General features: G+C 68.5%; 14 protein-coding genes. 9 read left to right on the top strand and 5 right to left on the bottom strand.

The annotated features are described in order from the left end of the window. Positions 1-224: 224 nt before the first annotated feature. Genes IAE24_RS13750 through IAE24_RS13760 form a run of 3 tightly spaced genes read left to right on the top strand, consistent with a single transcriptional unit; the run spans position 225 to position 1,974 of the window. Complete coding sequence (locus tag IAE24_RS13750; protein ID WP_043821424.1) at positions 225-830, top strand: DUF2325 domain-containing protein; 606 nt, start codon at positions 225-227, stop codon at positions 828-830. Next, positions 827-1,330, top strand: a complete 504-nt coding sequence (gene fur / locus IAE24_RS13755) for a ferric iron uptake transcriptional regulator (RefSeq protein ID WP_199960406.1) — start codon at positions 827-829, stop codon at positions 1,328-1,330. The genes IAE24_RS13750 and fur overlap by 4 nt, the downstream gene beginning before the upstream one ends. Further along, positions 1,327-1,974: a nitroreductase family protein gene (locus IAE24_RS13760; RefSeq protein ID WP_097202143.1), complete on the top strand. Its 648-nt coding sequence runs from the start codon at positions 1,327-1,329 to the stop codon at positions 1,972-1,974. Before fur ends, IAE24_RS13760 begins: the two co-directional genes overlap by 4 nt. A 67-nt stretch (positions 1,975-2,041) precedes the next feature. On the opposite strand, the gene IAE24_RS13765 is transcribed toward IAE24_RS13760, so the two are convergent. From IAE24_RS13765 to IAE24_RS13775, 3 genes are all read right to left on the bottom strand, one after another. Continuing rightward, on the bottom strand, positions 2,042-2,929 hold the full coding sequence (locus IAE24_RS13765) for a class I SAM-dependent methyltransferase (RefSeq protein ID WP_199960405.1): 888 nt from the start codon (positions 2,927-2,929) through the stop codon (positions 2,042-2,044). Between the two features lie 147 nt (positions 2,930-3,076). Next, the gene (locus IAE24_RS13770; protein WP_199960404.1) at positions 3,077-3,649 is read right to left on the bottom strand and encodes a cysteine hydrolase family protein; all 573 of its coding nucleotides are present in this window, start codon (positions 3,647-3,649) and stop codon (positions 3,077-3,079) included. 227 nt (positions 3,650-3,876) lie between these two features. Next, positions 3,877-4,383 (bottom strand): hypothetical protein, encoded by a 507-nt coding sequence (locus tag IAE24_RS13775; protein WP_012206033.1) that lies wholly within the window; start codon positions 4,381-4,383, stop codon positions 3,877-3,879. Between the two features lie 133 nt (positions 4,384-4,516). On the opposite strand from IAE24_RS13775, the gene IAE24_RS13780 reads away from it, so the two are divergent. From IAE24_RS13780 to IAE24_RS13790, 3 genes are all read left to right on the top strand, one after another. Beyond that, positions 4,517-4,879, top strand: a complete 363-nt coding sequence (locus IAE24_RS13780; protein ID WP_199960403.1) for a hypothetical protein — start codon at positions 4,517-4,519, stop codon at positions 4,877-4,879. 180 nt (positions 4,880-5,059) lie between these two features. Next, the gene (locus IAE24_RS13785) at positions 5,060-6,397 is read left to right on the top strand and encodes a hemolysin family protein (protein WP_199960402.1); all 1,338 of its coding nucleotides are present in this window, start codon (positions 5,060-5,062) and stop codon (positions 6,395-6,397) included. Next, complete coding sequence (locus IAE24_RS13790; protein WP_199960401.1) at positions 6,384-6,893, top strand: hypothetical protein; 510 nt, start codon at positions 6,384-6,386, stop codon at positions 6,891-6,893. Before IAE24_RS13785 ends, IAE24_RS13790 begins: the two co-directional genes overlap by 14 nt. A 142-nt stretch (positions 6,894-7,035) precedes the next feature. Here the strand turns inward: IAE24_RS13790 and azu are convergent, their stop codons facing one another. Beyond that, positions 7,036-7,494, bottom strand: a complete 459-nt coding sequence (gene azu, locus IAE24_RS13795; protein WP_012206029.1) for an azurin — start codon at positions 7,492-7,494, stop codon at positions 7,036-7,038. A gap of 328 nt (positions 7,495-7,822) precedes the next feature. Here azu and IAE24_RS13800 point away from each other — a divergent pair, with 328 nt between their 5' ends. Next, positions 7,823-8,113, top strand: coding sequence for a hypothetical protein (locus IAE24_RS13800; protein WP_199960400.1), 291 nt, complete (start codon positions 7,823-7,825; stop codon positions 8,111-8,113). Positions 8,114-8,156: 43 nt separating this feature from the next. Here IAE24_RS13800 and IAE24_RS13805 read toward each other — a convergent pair whose 3' ends face one another. Beyond that, a complete protein-coding gene (locus tag IAE24_RS13805; RefSeq protein WP_199960399.1) occupies positions 8,157-8,873 on the bottom strand; it encodes an alanyl-tRNA editing protein in 717 nt (238 codons plus the stop codon). A gap of 392 nt (positions 8,874-9,265) precedes the next feature. Between IAE24_RS13805 and IAE24_RS13810 the strand changes: the two genes are divergently transcribed. Together IAE24_RS13810 and IAE24_RS13815 are read left to right on the top strand one after the other, a co-directional pair. Continuing rightward, positions 9,266-12,214, top strand: a complete 2,949-nt coding sequence (locus IAE24_RS13810; RefSeq protein ID WP_199960398.1) for a DUF4132 domain-containing protein — start codon at positions 9,266-9,268, stop codon at positions 12,212-12,214. Positions 12,215-12,284: 70 nt separating this feature from the next. Continuing rightward, the gene (locus IAE24_RS13815) at positions 12,285-15,281 is read left to right on the top strand and encodes a DUF4132 domain-containing protein (protein ID WP_199960397.1); all 2,997 of its coding nucleotides are present in this window, start codon (positions 12,285-12,287) and stop codon (positions 15,279-15,281) included. Positions 15,282-15,299: the final 18 nt, after the last annotated feature.

Below are 15,299 nucleotides of genomic sequence, written 5' to 3' on the forward strand. Positions count from 1 at the left end.
GCGCATCTGCGCCGGTGCGGCCTTTGCACCAGAGGGCGTACGGTCATCGGTTTGACGGCCGGCATTTCATGATTTAATAAGAATCATTCTCACTGATTTGCCAGCGCATCCGGCTTGCATCGCAGCACACCGCCTTGCCGGCAAGCCAGGCCCGTGCCGCACAGGGCCATGCGCAAAGGCCTTCGCGCGACCACCGCGCAATGCTCAGGTTTGCCGAGGAAACCATGACCCAGACCTTGGACGACATTCAGCAACTGGCGCATGAGCACCAGGTGCTGCTGCGTGGCTACGGCCACGCCCAGTTGCGCAGCAGCGAGCTGCTGTGCCTTCAAGCCCAGGAAATAGAGAGGCTGCAAAGGCTGGTGATCCGCCAGCGCGCGGCCTTGATGGCCAAGGAAACCCAGCTGCTGTGGGCGCGCGAGGAGCGCGAGGCGCTGGAGAAGGCCATTCCCGGCCTCTCGCGCCGCGTCACATTGGCACGGCGCGTGGAGTCGCTGCTGGTGCGCGTGCAGGACCTGTTGCGCGAGCGCGCACGCTGGCAGCGCCAGTCGGCCGCTCCCGTGGCGCAGCCCGCCATGCCTGCGCGGGAGCCCGAACAGGACGCCGAGGCCTTCGAGGCCAGCCTGCGCGAGGCCGATCTGGTGATCTGCCAGACCGGCTGCCTGAGCCACGGCGAGTACTGGCGCGTACAGGACCATTGCCAGCGCACGGGCAAGACCTGCGTGCTGGTCGAGCAGCCCGATGCGCTGCGCATCGTCCGCATACACCGGGGTGCCGAAGGCGGCGACAACCCCGCCATGACACTGACACACGGAGACACCACCGCATGACACGCAGCAAGATGCCCCTGAGCCCGGGCGGCGAACCCGAACTGCGCAGCGTCGGCCTGAAGGCCACGCTGCCGCGCATGCAGGTGCTGGAAATCTTCAGGCAGAGCGCATCGCGCCACCTTCATGCCGAGGACGTGTTCCGCCTGCTGGCCGAACGGCGCGCCGAGGTGGGTCTGGCCACCGTCTACCGCGTGCTGTCGCAGCTGGAGGCCGCAGGCCTGCTGCTGCGCCAGACCTTTGAAAGCGGCAAGGCGGTGTTCGAGCTCAATGAGGGGCCGCACCATGACCACCTGATCTGCCTGCAGTGCGGACGCGTGGATGAATTCAGCAACGACCACATCGAGGCGCTGCAGCACCAGGTGGCCCAGGCCCACGGCTACCGCCTGGCCGACCACCGCCTGGCCCTGTACGGCCATTGCGGCGCGTGCTCGCAGCTGCCACCCGAATCACCGGCAGAGCCCGTGCAGGCAAGACAGCCTGCGCTGCAGGACAACGAATGAGCACCAACGACAGATCCCTGACCCCCGAGCAGCGCGCCGCGCTGGACCTGCTGATGTCGCGCCAGTCACGCTGGCCGCTGCAGGAGCCGGCGCCCGGCCCCGGCGTGATCGACACCGTCATCGACGCGGCCTTGCGCGCCCCCGACCACGGCCAGCTGCGCCCCTGGCGCTTCGTGCTGGTGCAGGGCGATGCGCGCCATGCGCTGGGCGAGGTGTTCGTGCAGGCCGCCAAGGCGCGCGACCCGCAGGCCGACGCTGAGCGATTCCGCGCCAAGGCCCTGTCGGCCCCGCTGATCATCGCGCTGGGCGTGCACCTGCAGCCTGAACACAAGGTGCCTGAAAGCGAGCAGCTGCTGGCCGGAGGCGCTGCCGCCATGAACATGCTCAACGCACTGCACATCCTGGGCTTTGGCGGCTTCTGGGCCAGCGGCGCCAACAGCCACGATGCCCGTGTGCGCGAGGCCCTGGGATTCGAGCCCCATGACCGGCTCGTCGGCCTGCTGTATGTGGGCACGCCCGTCTCGGCCGGCCGTGAAGCCCTGCGGCCACCGCGCAACCGCTTTGTGCGCGAATGGCAGCCCGGGCAAGACCTGGTGCAAGGCCGGGCCCTGGCCCTGTCCTCCAGCGCGGCCGACGAAGGCTGATCCTGGTTCCCTGAAACAAGGATGCCCGGCTTGACCGGGCATCTTTCGTTGCGGCTGCGCAATCGGCCTAAGCCGCCGTCTCGACCGACTTCAACTGGTAGATGGCATAGAAGTGCACGCCAAAGGTCCAGCGGAATGCCGGCCCCACCAGCGAGTAGGGCGGGCCGTAGCCTTCCATCACCTGGTGCGCGGCCACCAGCTGCAGGCGCGGATGGGCTTGCGCCAGATCGGCCTCGCGGCGCAGGCCCCAATGGAACTGGGCCTGGGTGAGCCGGACCGAGGGGTGCTGGCTTGCGCGCCCGGCGGCCAGCCAGCACATGGCGTCGAACACCAGTTCCGAACCCGGCGGGCTGCATTGCGCAAACGTGGTCCACAGCGCCTGCATCTGCTCTTTTTGCAGGTACATGGAAACGCCTTCGGCCATCATGAACACCGCAGGCCCTGACCTGTCGGCCGGCAGTCCCAGCCGCTGCCACCAGTCGGCGTCGACCAGGTCGAATTCGCGGATCTGCTGGCGCTCCGATTGCCAGGGCAGCAACTGCCTGCGCAATGCAACGACCGGCCCCAGGTCCGCATCCGTCATGCGCATCTGTCCGTTGTCCAGCCATTGGAAATAGTCGCTGAGGCCGCAGCCCAGGTTCACCACATGGCCCTGCGGCTGGCGCCGGAGAAAGTCCTGCGCCAGCGCGCGAAAGCAGTGCGTGCGCGCCAGCACGCCGTAGATGCTCTGCCTGTCCTGAAGCCAGCGGCTGCCGTCGTCGCCCAGCTGGGTCAGGGTGTCCAAGGCATGGGCGTCACTGACGGCCATGCCGGGAAACAGCCGGTCGCCCAGGGCGCGGGCGGTCAGCGGAATGCGCAGCGTCTCGCTGACGTCGGACAGTTTTTCCTGCCGGGGCGTGGAGGGCGGCGCATCGGTGAAAGCCGGGCCGGCCGACGGTGCAAGAGGTTCGGGCATTGCTCGCTCCTGTGGTGCGCTGCAGGCCAGCATGCCAGGCCTGCGCACGTCATGAACCAGTTAACGGAAATCATTCATATTGGCTTGATGCAAGGCTGCCACGGCACGACCCGCGACGCTTCCAGGGCCATCATGCGCGAAGTCCGTTCAGAACCGGCAGTCCGCAGTCTGCACCAGTTGCGCAAAGGCGCCGCCCAGCGTGCGGTTGTGGTGGCCGATGATGAGCTCGGCCTGCAGCAGCGGCGAATCGGTGGTGGTATGGGCATCCGCCACCAGCACCGGGCGAAAGCCCAGGCCGGCTGCGGCACGGCAGGTGGTGTCCACGCAGAACTCGGTCTTCATGCCGGCGATGACCAGTTCGGCAATGCAGGCTTCGGCAAGCCAGGTGGCCAGGCCGGTGCCCTCGAAGCAGCTGGGCCGTGTCTTGTCGAAGACGCGGTCCCGCTGCGCATCAATGCCCAGCTGCGGCAGCAGTTGCGTGAGCGGGCTGCCGGGGGCGATCGGCGAGCCTGCAGGGCCGGTGTGGCGCGCAGCGAAGATGGGCGCGCCGGCTTCACGGGCGCGGGCGATCAGTTGTCGGGTGTTCGCCAGCACGCGGTCCTTGTCGAACGGCGCATCGCTGCCGTTGAAAAGACCTTGCTGCATGTCGATGACGAGCAGGGCACGCCGTGGGCCGTCCGGTGCGGCCGTCGAGGAAGCGGCGGAAGGGGGAATCTGCATGAAGTCTCTCCGGTGATGCCCTGGATGCACGGAGAAACGCAAAGGCCCCGTCCATCGTGGGCGGGGCCTTGGGGGATGGTGGCTGCCTTGCGGCGCTCAGGTATCCGTCCACGGTCCGCCGTTGGCGGTCGTGGTGGTGGTCGTGAGGCGGTGCGTGGCAAAAACCATCCGCGCATCCTGAGGCCGGCGATGCGGCCTGTCAACCACGGCTTGCGCGGGCCTGGCCCTCACGACTTGTTGACCTTGTGGTCCTCGCCCTTGGCTTCTTCCATGGCCTCGGGCTCCAGCTCCTCGGCGGAGCGGTTGAGGTGGATGAAGGCGCCCCAGCCCAGCAGCAGGACACCCACGGCGCTGACCAGGGCGGCGGGGTAGAGCAGGTGGGCGGGTTCTTCCTGCGTCTTGAAGGCGGCGACCAGTGCTTCGACGGCCAGCGCGACGACCAGCACCACCAGAAAGCGCGAGAGAAAGCGGCGCACGCGCGTGGGGCCGCTGATGTGGGCCTCGCGTATGACTTCCTCTTCGGTGATGGTCTGGGCGATCTGCAGCGCAACCACGCCGGAGGCCAGGATGCCCAGCGCCTCGACGATGCGCAGGCCCGATTCGCCATCCACGCCATGCGCCATGGCGTTCCAGCCCTTCAGGCCCGCGATCCAGAGCAGGGCCACGGCGGCCAGCGAAAACAGCAGCGCGATGAGGGCGTGCAACACGGTGAAAAGGGTATGGATGGCTTTCATGGCAGAGGGCGGAGAGTGGGCCGTGGCGCATGTTTCCACGGCTCCGGCGCGCCGCTTGTAGGAAGCGGCGAACAGCGGTGGACAGGCGGCCTGCCTGTCTGCGGTTCACGGGCATGGATAGAATCCGAGGACCATGTCCAGATGGTTCATCGCGATTTTCTCCCTGCACTTCGTCGTCAGCGTGGCCTTGTCCACGCTGGGGCTTGCGCCATGGCGCGCCCTGCCGCACGAGCCATGCGAGCCGCCCGGTGTCCACTCGCGCGCGGCCTGCGCCGGCCAGGAACGCGCGGCGGCGCCGCGGGTGGACACGGTCTCCCTGCTCGATGACTTCGACCACGCGCTGATGGACGATCAGCAGGACCTCCCCGATGTCGTGCACGCCGTGGACGGCATGCCGGCACCCCGCCTGCAGGCCGGGCGCCACATCACCGCCAGCCTGCGCGAAGGCCCTTGGCGCAGCCTGGCCCCGCCCGACCGGCCTCCCCGGGCAGCCTGATCCCCCATTGCCGTTTTTCTGACCTGCAGTGCCCTGCGCCTGCGGTGCCTCTGCCGCTTCGGGACCCTGTCCTGAATGCCCGGCTGCCGGGCTGGCCCCTGGCTTTCCTTCTTCCCGGACCCATCGCCGCATGGGCCCTTTCTGCCGCAGCTGCGGCTCCCGGTTCCCACAACACGCATCATGGAAATTGCCATACTTTTTGCGCTGATCCTGCTCAATGGCGTCTTCGCCATGTCCGAGATCGCGCTGGTGACGGCGCGCAAGGCGCGCCTGCAAAAACTCATTGACGAGGGCGATGCCGGCGCCGCCGCCGCCGCGCAGCTGGGGGCAGACCCCACGCGCTTTCTGTCCACCATCCAGATCGGCATCACCTCCATCGGCGTGCTCAACGGCATCGTCGGCGAGGCCGCGCTGGCCGCCCCGCTGGCCGAGTGGCTGCAGCGCATGGGCGTGCCCGCGCCCTATGGCGGCTACACGGCCACGGCACTGGTCGTGGTGCTGATCACCTATTTCTCCATCGTCGTCGGCGAGCTGGTGCCCAAGCGCATCGGCCAGACCTACCCAGAGACCTTTGCGCGCCTGATCGCACGCCCAGTCAACTGGCTGGCCCATCTGACCAAGCCCTTCGTGGTGCTGCTGTCCGTGTCCACCCATGCGCTGCTGCGCCTGCTGGGCGTCAAGGAAAACAGCGGCAGCGTCGTCACCGAGGAAGAGATCCACGCCATGCTGGCCGAAGGCACGACGGCCGGCGTCATCGAATCGCACGAGCACACCATGGTGCGCAACGTGTTCCGCCTTGATGACCGCCAGATCGGCTCGCTGATGGTGCCGCGCAGCGACGTGGTCTGCCTGGATGCCGATGCGCCGTTCGAGGACAACCTGCGCGTGATCGAGCAGTCCGACCACGCGCGCTTTCCCGTGGTGCGCGGCGGCATGGACGCCATCATCGGCGTGCTCAACGCGCGCCAGTGGCTGTCGCGCGCGCTGCAGGGCAAGGAGCAGGGCCTGACCGACCAGCCCATGCAGACCGCGCTCTATGTGCCCGAGACCATCACCGGCATGGAGCTGCTGGAGAGCTTTCGCCTGTCCGACGTGCACATGGCCTTCGTGATCGACGAGTACGGCGAGGTCCAGGGCATCGTCACCCTGCAGGACCTGGTGGAGGCCATCACGGGCGAATTCCAGCCCCGCGATCCGCGCAACTCCTGGGCGCTGCAGCGCGAGGACGGCAGCTGGCTGCTGGACGGCCACATCCCCGTGCCCGAACTCAAGGACCGGCTGGAGCTGGCCACCGTGCCCGAGGAAGAGCGCGGCCGCTACCACACGCTGGCCGGCATGGTCATGCTGCTCACGGGCCGGCTGCCGCGTGTCACCGACACCGTGCAATGGGAAGGCTGGCGCTTCGAGGTGGTGGACATGGACGGCAAGGCCATCGACAAGGTGCTGGCCATGCGCGTGGACGTGTCGCTGCAGGTACCGGGTGATGAAGACGGCGGTGCGGCCCATGCCTCGCGCTGAACGCCGGGGCCCGCGCGGCGCATGGAAACTGCTGGCATGCGCAGGCGCCGTGGTCTTCATGGCCGCCTGCCTGGACGGTGTGCAGGGCTATCCGCAGCAGCAGGCGCCCATCATCAGCCCCTACGACATGACCCAGGAGCAGCGGCTTGCCGAAATGAACGTCATGGGCGCGGCCGGCCATGCCGACCATCGCTGGACCTACGAACTGCGCCCCGGCTGCGTGCTGCGCGTGGACCTGGACGGCCCGCAGGGCCCCAGGCCTTCGCATGACATCGCGCTGCTGGGCAGCGTGGTGGCCGTCACGGCCCAGCGCGAACGCGGCAGTTTCCGCGTGGAGCTGCAGCCCGGCGACGGCCTGCAGGCCGCGCGCTCCCTGGTGCTGGAAAGCGCCAAATGGGCCGACGCCAGCTGGACCCAGCTGCTGCTGCGCCTGATGCAAAAGGGTTGCGTGGAAATGCAGGGCCTCTCGCATGGCCGGGCCGCAAGCCGGCACTGACACTGACGTTGAAGGCGGCATCGCCATGGCACGGAGCGCGGCAGGCAAGCCGCTTTGCGCGCCCTTGAAAACAAAAAGCGGCACCGAAGTGCCGCCGGTTTGAACGCGGGACGAGAGCCCCGCGCCAAGGCAGATCGCCGGCTTACTTGGCCAGCGTCAGCGTGCCCTTCATCAGCGCGGAGTGGCCGGGGAAGGAGCAAAAGTAGCTGTAGGCCTCGCCGGCCTTCAGGGCGGCGGTGGAGAAGGTGACGGAATCGCTCTCGCCGCCGCCGATCACCTTGGTGTGGGCGATCACGCGGGCATCCTTTTCCTTCACGAAGTCCTTGGCCGCACCAGCGGCGATGCCGTCATTGGCCACGGGCTGCAGGTCGGCCGTCTTGCTCAGCACCCAGTTGTGGCCCATGGCCGTCTTGGGCAGCTTGCCCACATGCTTGAGCTTGACCGTGAACTGCTTGCAGCTGGCGGGCACGCTGATGGTGGGCTTGTTGAACTGCATGGCGTCGTTGCCTTCGATCTCGACGGCGCAGTCGGCGGCCAGCACAGGCGCGGCGACGGCAGTCATTGCGAGGGCCAAGAGGACGGGCTTCCATTGCTTTGCCATTGTTTTCTCCTTGAAAAGCGGGTGAGGTGGCTGGCATCCGAGGGCCATGGACCGGCAGGCGGTCTGTCGCCATGGATGCTTTGTATGGCTGCCCCAAGCATAGACAGGATCGGGGGCGGCAGGTTGATTTGAATCAAGTCAAAAGAGTTCGAAGACTTGCGCTTGGAGCATGCGGTATGGCGTCGCGCATGCAGGGCATGCATTCGGGCTGCCGCAGGAAAACGGTTTTGCCGCCCGTGGTCTTTTGGCGACGGGCAACCCCACAGCTCGCATGCCTCTACTCACGTCAGTCACATTTGGGTACGATTGCGGAAAATAGAGGGAATGTATGAGATTGCTTGTTTTCATAGGCTCGATCATCGGCGCCATCTTTCTGCTGACAGCGTTCTTCGTCGACAGCTCCCATCAACAGGCGGCGCTGGCGGCCATGGCCTGCGCCAGCGTCCTCATTCCCTATGTGCTGTTCAGATTGCACTCGATCGCCGTCGAGCATGACCAGCTCGACCAGATCCTGCAACTGGTGCGAAAGTCCGGCAGCCAGGGCGAGGGGCTGACGCAGGGAGGCGATGGGCCCCCTGAGGCGAGCGGGCCTGTGGCGCCCAGGTCCTGGATGTCCTGAGGCCTGGCATCGACAGGTATGGCATCAACAGGTCTGGGGGGTGTCAGGCGAACTGCACGACCACGCGCCGGTTGGTGCGGCTTTTCTTCTCGATCTTGGTGACGGTTACCGTGCCTATCTCGGCCGTGCTGCGCACATGCGTGCCGCCGCAGGGCTGGCGGTCCAGGCCAGGGATGTCGATGATGCGGATCGTGGAGGTGCCGCCTGGGGGCGCGGCGCCTGCGGTGCGCACCAGGTCGGGCTGTGCAGCCAGTTGCTCGGGCGTGATGCGGTCCACGTTCACCGCATGGCTGGCGGTGATCAGGGCGTTCAGGCGCTCCGTCAGATCGGCCTTGTCCAGCGTGGACTCGGGCAGGTCGAAATCCAGGCGTGCCGAGTCCGGCGAGATGCTGCAGCCCGTCACGGGCACAGGCACCAGCACGCCCAGCAGGTGCAGGCAGGTGTGCAGGCGCATCAGCCGGTGGCGCCTGTCCCAGTCGATCACCACCTTGACACGTTCACCCACCTGGGGCGGGGCATCGGTCTGCAGCACATGCAGGATGCGCTGCCGGTCATCGGCATAGACGGTGTCGATCAGCGCCAGGCTGCGTCCGTCGGCCAGGGTCAGCGTGCCGGTGTCGCCGGCCTGGCCGCCGCTGCGGGCATAGCAGACCGTGGCATCGAGCTCGATGCCTTCGGGGCTGACGGCCGTCACGGTGGCTTCGCAGCGGTCCAGGTAGGCGTCGTCATCAAAGAGCTTGTGCGTCTGGGACAGGGGCATGGGGTGTCTCTGGGGTCATGTCGCGGTCCATGGTATCGGCGGCATGGCAGGGCCGGGCAGTACGCCTGGGCGAAAAGTCCCCAGTACAGTCCATGGCCCGCAGCGGTGGCAGTCGGCTGCTTGACAGCCTGTCAAGTGCCCGGGTCCGCGACCTGACAAGATCGGCGCCCGCGCCGCATGCGTGCCGGGGAACAATGGCGTGGCCGTTGCAGATGGCGCTACAGATTTTTCCAAAGCTGACGACATACGCAGGGCATGAATCTGTGAGTTTTCCGAGGGACTGTCCGGATGGATCAAGAACTTTTGCTTCCGTCCGGTGCAGGCTCCACCCCCGTCTCCATCCTGGCAGGCCCCGGTTTGCGGCTGCCCACATTGTTCATCTCCTCATCTTTATGAGCACTACCGATCTTCACGCAGCTTCCCTGAGCGATCTCTATGACCGGCTGCATGAAAGCCTCAGCGACGAGGCCTTTGCCGCCGAACTCGACGCCCGCCTGCATGACGGGCGGGCCGACGAGGCACGCACCTTCCTGCGCGGCTGCGAGGAGCGTTGTCTCAACATCCTGGGGCATCTGAGCGGCAGCGACGCACCCTGGTCGCGTGACGGCGATCGCTGGCTGGCCTTTGCGCGGCTCACCGTGCCGCGCGGCCATGTGCTGTCGGGCCGCAGCGAGGAGCTGACCAATGCCCATGTGGCTGCCGAAGTGCGCGTGCTGGCCGAGCAATGGCTGGCCCACGCCCGCAGCGCCGACCTGCCTGTGTACAAGGGCATAGGCTTGGTGCTCGGCAGCCTGCTGCCCTGGCTCAGTTATCCCGGCATGCCCTATGACGAGGTGACGTCCACGCTGGACTGGGCGCTGGCGCTGCGCGAGGAGGCCGGGTTCCGCCGCAACCATGAGTACCACGCGGCCTGGAAGCCCCTGGTCGCCCAGCTGAACGATGCCGACCTGCTGCGCTACGCCGCCGTGGGCGGCAAGCTGTTCGACGATGTGCTGGACCACTACCGCAACGATCGCCAGCCCGGGCAACCCAAGGGCCAGGGCTGGAAGGACTGGCTGCCTTTCTTTGCCGAGCATCCCCAGCTCTTCGACAAATCCTACATAGATGATCCCGACCTGATCGGGCAACGCTGGGCCAGTGCCGGCGCGCCCCGGCGAGAGGAACTGGCCGCGCTGCTGCTCAGCCAATTGACCTACTCCCAGCGCGCCGAGCGTACGAGCGCATTGCAATTGCTGGACCGCCTCGTGGCCGAGGATCCCGCGCCCTTTGCCAAGCAGCTGCGTGAGAACGGCCGCTACCAGATCAGCCTGGCGCTGGCCATGCATGTCATGAAGCAGGACGATGCCGCCTTGCTGCCCCTGCTGCTGCCGGCCATTGCCCAGCGCTGCGACCGCGAGGACGAGCTGCGCCGCTACCGCAGCGTGATCCGCGAACTGGTGACCCGCCGCCCGGCCGATCTGGTCGAGGTGCCTGTCAAGGATCTGGTCAATGTGCTGCCCGCGTTCGACACCGCCAGCCTGAAGGCCACGCTGCCCACCTTGACCCCGCTCATCGCAGGCAGCAGCGCCAAGGGCCTGCGCGCCGCCATGGCCGGCCTGGCCGCCCATACTCCGCTGGCCAGTTTGGTGGATGCCGGCTGGCTGAACAAGCCGCCCAAGAACCTGCTGCTGACCTGCCGCGACGTGCTGCTGGCCCATCCCGACCCCGCTGTCGGTCCCTTGCTGGCGCAGTTGCTGGCCGGCGGCAAGCTGGATGCGGCCTCGGCCAGCAGCGTGCAGCAGCGGCTGCAGCAGTTGGGCCTGACAGGGCAGGGCGCCTCGACATCGGAAGAAAGCCAGGCAGATGCCGCATCGCCAGCGTCTGCCGCTGGCGGCGTGGATCTGGAAGCCCAGCTCGCCTCCATCAAGCGCCTGAGCGCGGCCATCAAGCCTTTTGACACGCCCGAGCTGCTGGCGCTGTGCGCGCCGCTGTCCGAACACGCGGCCCGCGTGCTGCTGCACGTATCCGCCATTGCCGAAGGCGGCCTGCCGCCGCTGGCCGGCGAGCTGCTGGCGCGCATTCCGGCCGACAACCGTGCCCGCCTGGCGCTGGCCCTGGTGCAGCAATGGATTGCTTCCGAGGGCGAGCCTAAGCAGCGCTGGGCGCTCAGGCTGCTGCCCGGCCATGCCGATGACCGCGTGGTCGATGCGCTGGTGTCCGCCGTCCAGGCCTGGAACCGCCCGCGCCTGCAGCGCGCGGCCGCCGCCGTGGAGCATCTGGGCGAGGTGGACAGCCTCTACGCTCTGCTGCGCGTGCAGGAGATCTCCGAATCGCGCTCGCTCAAGGACCAGGTGCAGCGCACGGCGCGCATCGCCCTGCGCGCTGCCGCTGCCCGCCGCAAGATGAGCGTGCCCGAACTCTTCGACGAGCTGACGCCGGACTTCGGCCTGGGCCAGGGCCAGGGCCTGACGGTCACGGTCGGGCCGCAGAGCTACCGCGTGGAGCTGCAGGGCGATCTGAGCCTGCGCGTCATCAACGATAAAAACAAGGCCAGCAAGACCATTCCTGCGGTCAAGGACGAGGCGCTCAAGCCCGAATGGGAGGCCGCCACCGCGCAGCTCAAGACCCTGACCACCAGCCTCAAGACCGTGGTCAAGCAGCAGGCGCCGCGCATGCTGGCCGCCCTGGTCAGCGGCAAGCGTTGGCCGCTGGATCGCTGGCAGCGGCTGTTCGTGGCCCACCCGCTGCTGCGCATCGTGGGGCGTAGCCTGATCTGGCGCGCAGAGGATGCGCCGGGCCTGGCGCGCACCAGCTTCCGCCTGGCCGAGGATTTCTCGCTGGTCGATGTGGAGGATGAAACCGTGGCCCTGCCCGCTGGCTGCAGCATCAGCCTCTGGCACCCGGCCACGGCCCAGCCCGGCGAGCGCGAGGCCTGGCAGACCTACATGGCCGACTATGAGCTGGAGCCCCTGGTCGACCAGCTGGGCGCCTGCGCCGAGCAGCCTGCGCCAGGCCAGTTCAAGAACGGCATGCTGCTGCCGCCCGCGCCGATCACGCTGGCGCAGGAGCAGCTTGGTGGCCTGCTCAAGAAGTTCGGCTACCGGCCCGGCCCCGTGGGCGATGGTCCCAGCATCAACGAGCATGTGTGGCGCCTGCCCGCGCTGGAGCTGAGCCTGGAGCTGTCGCACGGCTATTTCCCGCCCTACCTGGACCTGGGCCTGCCCGTGGCCGTGGAAGGCCTGCGCGTGCACGACCTGAGCAAGGAGTACGGGGCCAGCGCCGACCCGGCGCGGCTGCCCAAGCCGCTGCTGGCCACGCTGCAAGGCCAGTGGCTGGCCCTGGCGGCCAAGGCGGCTGCCTGAGCCTTTGTGAACCTTTGCTCCCTTGAAACGTTGGCCGCCCGACCGCCCATCACCGAAGACTCCACAGACCATGAGCAACAACGAGACAGCAGCGCTTCCCCTGCAGGCTTTGTACGAACTGCACACGGCCGCGCCCGCCGGGCGCGAGGGCATGCCGGCCTTTGCCGCCGAACTGGCAAAGCGCCTGGCCCAGGGGCGCGATGCCGAGGTGGCGGACTTCCTGCGCGACAGCAGCAGCCTGTGCCAGGAGCGGCTGCACCAGTTGCCCGGCGAGCATGCGCCCTGGCAGCGCGACCACGCGCTGTGGCTGGCGCTGGCACGCATCAGCCTTCCGCTGGGACAGTTCTATGGGGGCAACTCGGGCGTGCCCCGGCGCAGTGCCGAGCTGACCGCGGAGCTGACGGCACTGGCCCGCGCCTGGCTGGATGACTGGGGCAGCCGCACCCACCAGCCCTGGAGACTGCGCGATGGCTACGACCTCGTGCTCAGGCAGGTGTTTGGCGTGCTGGGCCATGAAGGCATGTCCAGTGCCGAGATCATCGGCCTGCTGCGCTGGGCGCGGGAACTGAGCGCAAAGGCCGGCATTGCGCCCGGCGCGCAGTACTACTGCCACTGGCAGCACCTGCTGCACCAGCTGCCCGAGCCCGAACTGCTGGCCATGGCCATCGAGGACGGCGGAGGCCAGCTCAGCCGCGACATCGTCCAACGCCAGCTGCCGCTGCAGCGCACGCGGCCTGCAGCGCAGCGCTGGGCGCTGTGGCGGGATTTTTTTGCGCAATTCCCCGCCGTGCTTGACCAGTTGCGCCTGCCCGAGCCCGTGCTGATTGCATCGCGCTGGGAGACGGCCGATGCCGCGCGCCGCGACCTGCTGGCCCAGGACCTGTTCAAGGCCTTGTGCTTTGCCTCGGACGATGACTGGCCGCATGACCGTGTCCTGGTGGAGCGCATGCTGCAGACCGATGCCGCGCCCCTGGTCGCCTGGTTCAAGCAACTGGGCCACCTGGCGATCAATCCCGTCGTGGCGCAGCGGCTGTGGGACGCCCGGTGGCCGGCCCTGCTGCCGCTGCTATTGCCGGCCTGCGCAGACGGCTGCAAGCACGAATCCGACCGCGCCGGCTACGCCCCGGTGGCCGAGACCCTGCTGGCCGATCGCCCTGGCGACTTGGCCCGCCTGGCCGCCGGCCCGCTCACGCACCTGCTGCCCGCGCTGCGCGTGGACACGCGGCAGCGGCTGCTGCCGCAACTGGGCAAGGCCGCCTCCAGCAGTGCCTCCAAGGGCTTGCGTGCGGCGCTGGCCCAGGCCCTGTCTGCCTTGCCCGTGGATGCGCCCCAGGCCGCCGGCTGGCTGGCCAAGCCCAACAAGAACCTGGTGCTGGCCTACCGCGATGTGCTGGTGGCCCATCCTGATCCGGCGTCTGGCAGCCTGCTGTCGGCACTGCTGTCCGCTGGATTGCTGGACGTGGCCGAGCAAGGCCCGGTGCAGGCGCGCCTGAAGGATCTGGGTGCCGCAGCCCCGGTTGCGGACGCAGCCAGGCCACCTGCCGGCGAGGCCGCGCCGGCAGGCAGCGATGGTGCCGGCTCCCTGGCAGAGCTTGAAGCCCAGGCCGCCAGCCTGCAGCGCCTGTCGCCCGCCATTGCCGCGCTGGACCAGCCGGCGCTGCTGGACCTGCTCGCGCCCCTGTCGGCCCAGGCCGCGCGTGCGCTGCTGCACCTGTCGGCCACCAGCCCGCAGGAGCTGCCGGCGCTGGCCCACCAACTGCTGGCCCAGGCCAGCGCCGAGAATCGCGCGCGGCTGGCTCTGGCCCTGGTCCAGCACTGGGTGGCTGCCGATGGCTCGCCCGAATCGCGCTGGGTGCTCAAGCTGCTGCCCGGCGCGGCGGATGACCGCATCGTCGATGTGCTGTCCTCGGCCGCCCTGGCCTGGCACAAGACGCGCAAGGAGCGTGCCGTGGTCGCGCTGCAGCAGCTGGGCCGGCTCGACACCGTCTATGCCCTGTCCTGCGTGCAGGCCCTGGCCACCGGCAAGACGCTCAAGCCCAGCGTGCTGGCCGCTGCACAGGCCGTGCTGGCCGAGGCCGCCACGCGGCGCGGCATGGCGCTGGCCGACCTCAGTGATGAGCTGACCCCGGACTTCGACCTGGGCCGGGGCGTGCAATTGCAGGTGGGCGCGCAGACCTATGACGTGCTGCTGCAGGGCGACCTGTCGCTGCGCCTGCGCACGCCGGCCGGCAAGCTGGTGCGCAGCCTGCCGGCCCTGGCCGACGAGGGCCTGCGCACGGAGTGGGAGGCGGCCGCCGCGCGGCTCAAGACGCTGTCCAAGGGCATCAAGGCCGTGCTGCAGCAGCAGGCGCCGCGCCTGCAGTCCTGCCTGATGCTGGGCCGGCACTGGCCGCTGGACACCTGGCGCCGCCTCTTCCTGGAACACCCGCTGCTGCGCGTGGTGGCACAGGGCCTGGTCTGGCGGGTGGAGCCCGCGACCGGCCAGCCGTTCAGCCTGCGCATTGCCGAAGACCTGTCCCTGGTCGATGCCGAAAGCGACGCGGTGCAACTGCCGGCCGAGGGCCGCATCGCCCTGTGGCACCCCGCGCAGGCCACCGACCAGGAGCGTGCGCAGTGGCGCGAATGCCTGGCCGACTACGGCCTCAAGGCCTTGATAGAGCAGGTCGATGCGCCCGCCGACCTGCCGCTGGCCAGCCAGTGGCAGCAGGAGCTGCTGCAGCCCCTGGCACCGATACGGCTCACGCAGCAGGCGCTGGACGGCCTGGCAGGCCCATGGCGCTTTCATGCCGGCCCCGTGTGCGATGGCCCCGGCATCTACCTGCACCTGCGGGACTTTGCCGTGCAGCGCTGGCGCGTGGAACTGCTGCACAGCGCGGCCATGCCGTACTACGAGCCCGGCCATGACATCGACATCGAAGGCTTTGCCCTGCGCGACATGGCCGCCGACCGCCTGCTGCCCCCGGCCGAATGGCCGCTGCCGCTGCAGGCATCGCTGTGCGCCATGCTCCAGGCCCTGGCCTCGCGCGCCGCGGGCGCGGCAGCCGCAGCGGCTGCAGCCCAGGTTTGACTCCCTCCAGAACCCCTG

Origin of the sequence: Delftia sp. S65 (genome assembly GCF_016516495.1) — a bacterium.
GTDB classification, from domain to species: Bacteria; Pseudomonadota; Gammaproteobacteria; order Burkholderiales; family Burkholderiaceae_C; genus Comamonas; species Comamonas acidovorans.

Excerpts from the sequence above, each read along its gene's own strand:
- IAE24_RS13750 (WP_043821424.1), top strand. The coding sequence starts at position 225 with ATGACCCAGACCTTGGACGACATTCAGCAACTGGCGCATGAGCACCAG.
- fur (WP_199960406.1), top strand. The coding sequence starts at position 827 with ATGACACGCAGCAAGATGCCCCTGAGCCCGGGCGGCGAACCCGAACTG.
- IAE24_RS13760 (WP_097202143.1), top strand. The coding sequence starts at position 1,327 with ATGAGCACCAACGACAGATCCCTGACCCCCGAGCAGCGCGCCGCGCTG.
- IAE24_RS13765 (WP_199960405.1), bottom strand. The coding sequence starts at position 2,929 with ATGCCCGAACCTCTTGCACCGTCGGCCGGCCCGGCTTTCACCGATGCG.
- IAE24_RS13770 (WP_199960404.1), bottom strand. The coding sequence starts at position 3,649 with ATGCAGATTCCCCCTTCCGCCGCTTCCTCGACGGCCGCACCGGACGGC.
- IAE24_RS13775 (WP_012206033.1), bottom strand. The coding sequence starts at position 4,383 with ATGAAAGCCATCCATACCCTTTTCACCGTGTTGCACGCCCTCATCGCG.
- IAE24_RS13780 (WP_199960403.1), top strand. The coding sequence starts at position 4,517 with ATGTCCAGATGGTTCATCGCGATTTTCTCCCTGCACTTCGTCGTCAGC.
- IAE24_RS13785 (WP_199960402.1), top strand. The coding sequence starts at position 5,060 with ATGGAAATTGCCATACTTTTTGCGCTGATCCTGCTCAATGGCGTCTTC.
- IAE24_RS13790 (WP_199960401.1), top strand. The coding sequence starts at position 6,384 with ATGCCTCGCGCTGAACGCCGGGGCCCGCGCGGCGCATGGAAACTGCTG.
- azu (WP_012206029.1), bottom strand. The coding sequence starts at position 7,494 with ATGGCAAAGCAATGGAAGCCCGTCCTCTTGGCCCTCGCAATGACTGCC.
- IAE24_RS13800 (WP_199960400.1), top strand. The coding sequence starts at position 7,823 with ATGAGATTGCTTGTTTTCATAGGCTCGATCATCGGCGCCATCTTTCTG.
- IAE24_RS13805 (WP_199960399.1), bottom strand. The coding sequence starts at position 8,873 with ATGCCCCTGTCCCAGACGCACAAGCTCTTTGATGACGACGCCTACCTG.
- IAE24_RS13810 (WP_199960398.1), top strand. The coding sequence starts at position 9,266 with ATGAGCACTACCGATCTTCACGCAGCTTCCCTGAGCGATCTCTATGAC.
- IAE24_RS13815 (WP_199960397.1), top strand. The coding sequence starts at position 12,285 with ATGAGCAACAACGAGACAGCAGCGCTTCCCCTGCAGGCTTTGTACGAA.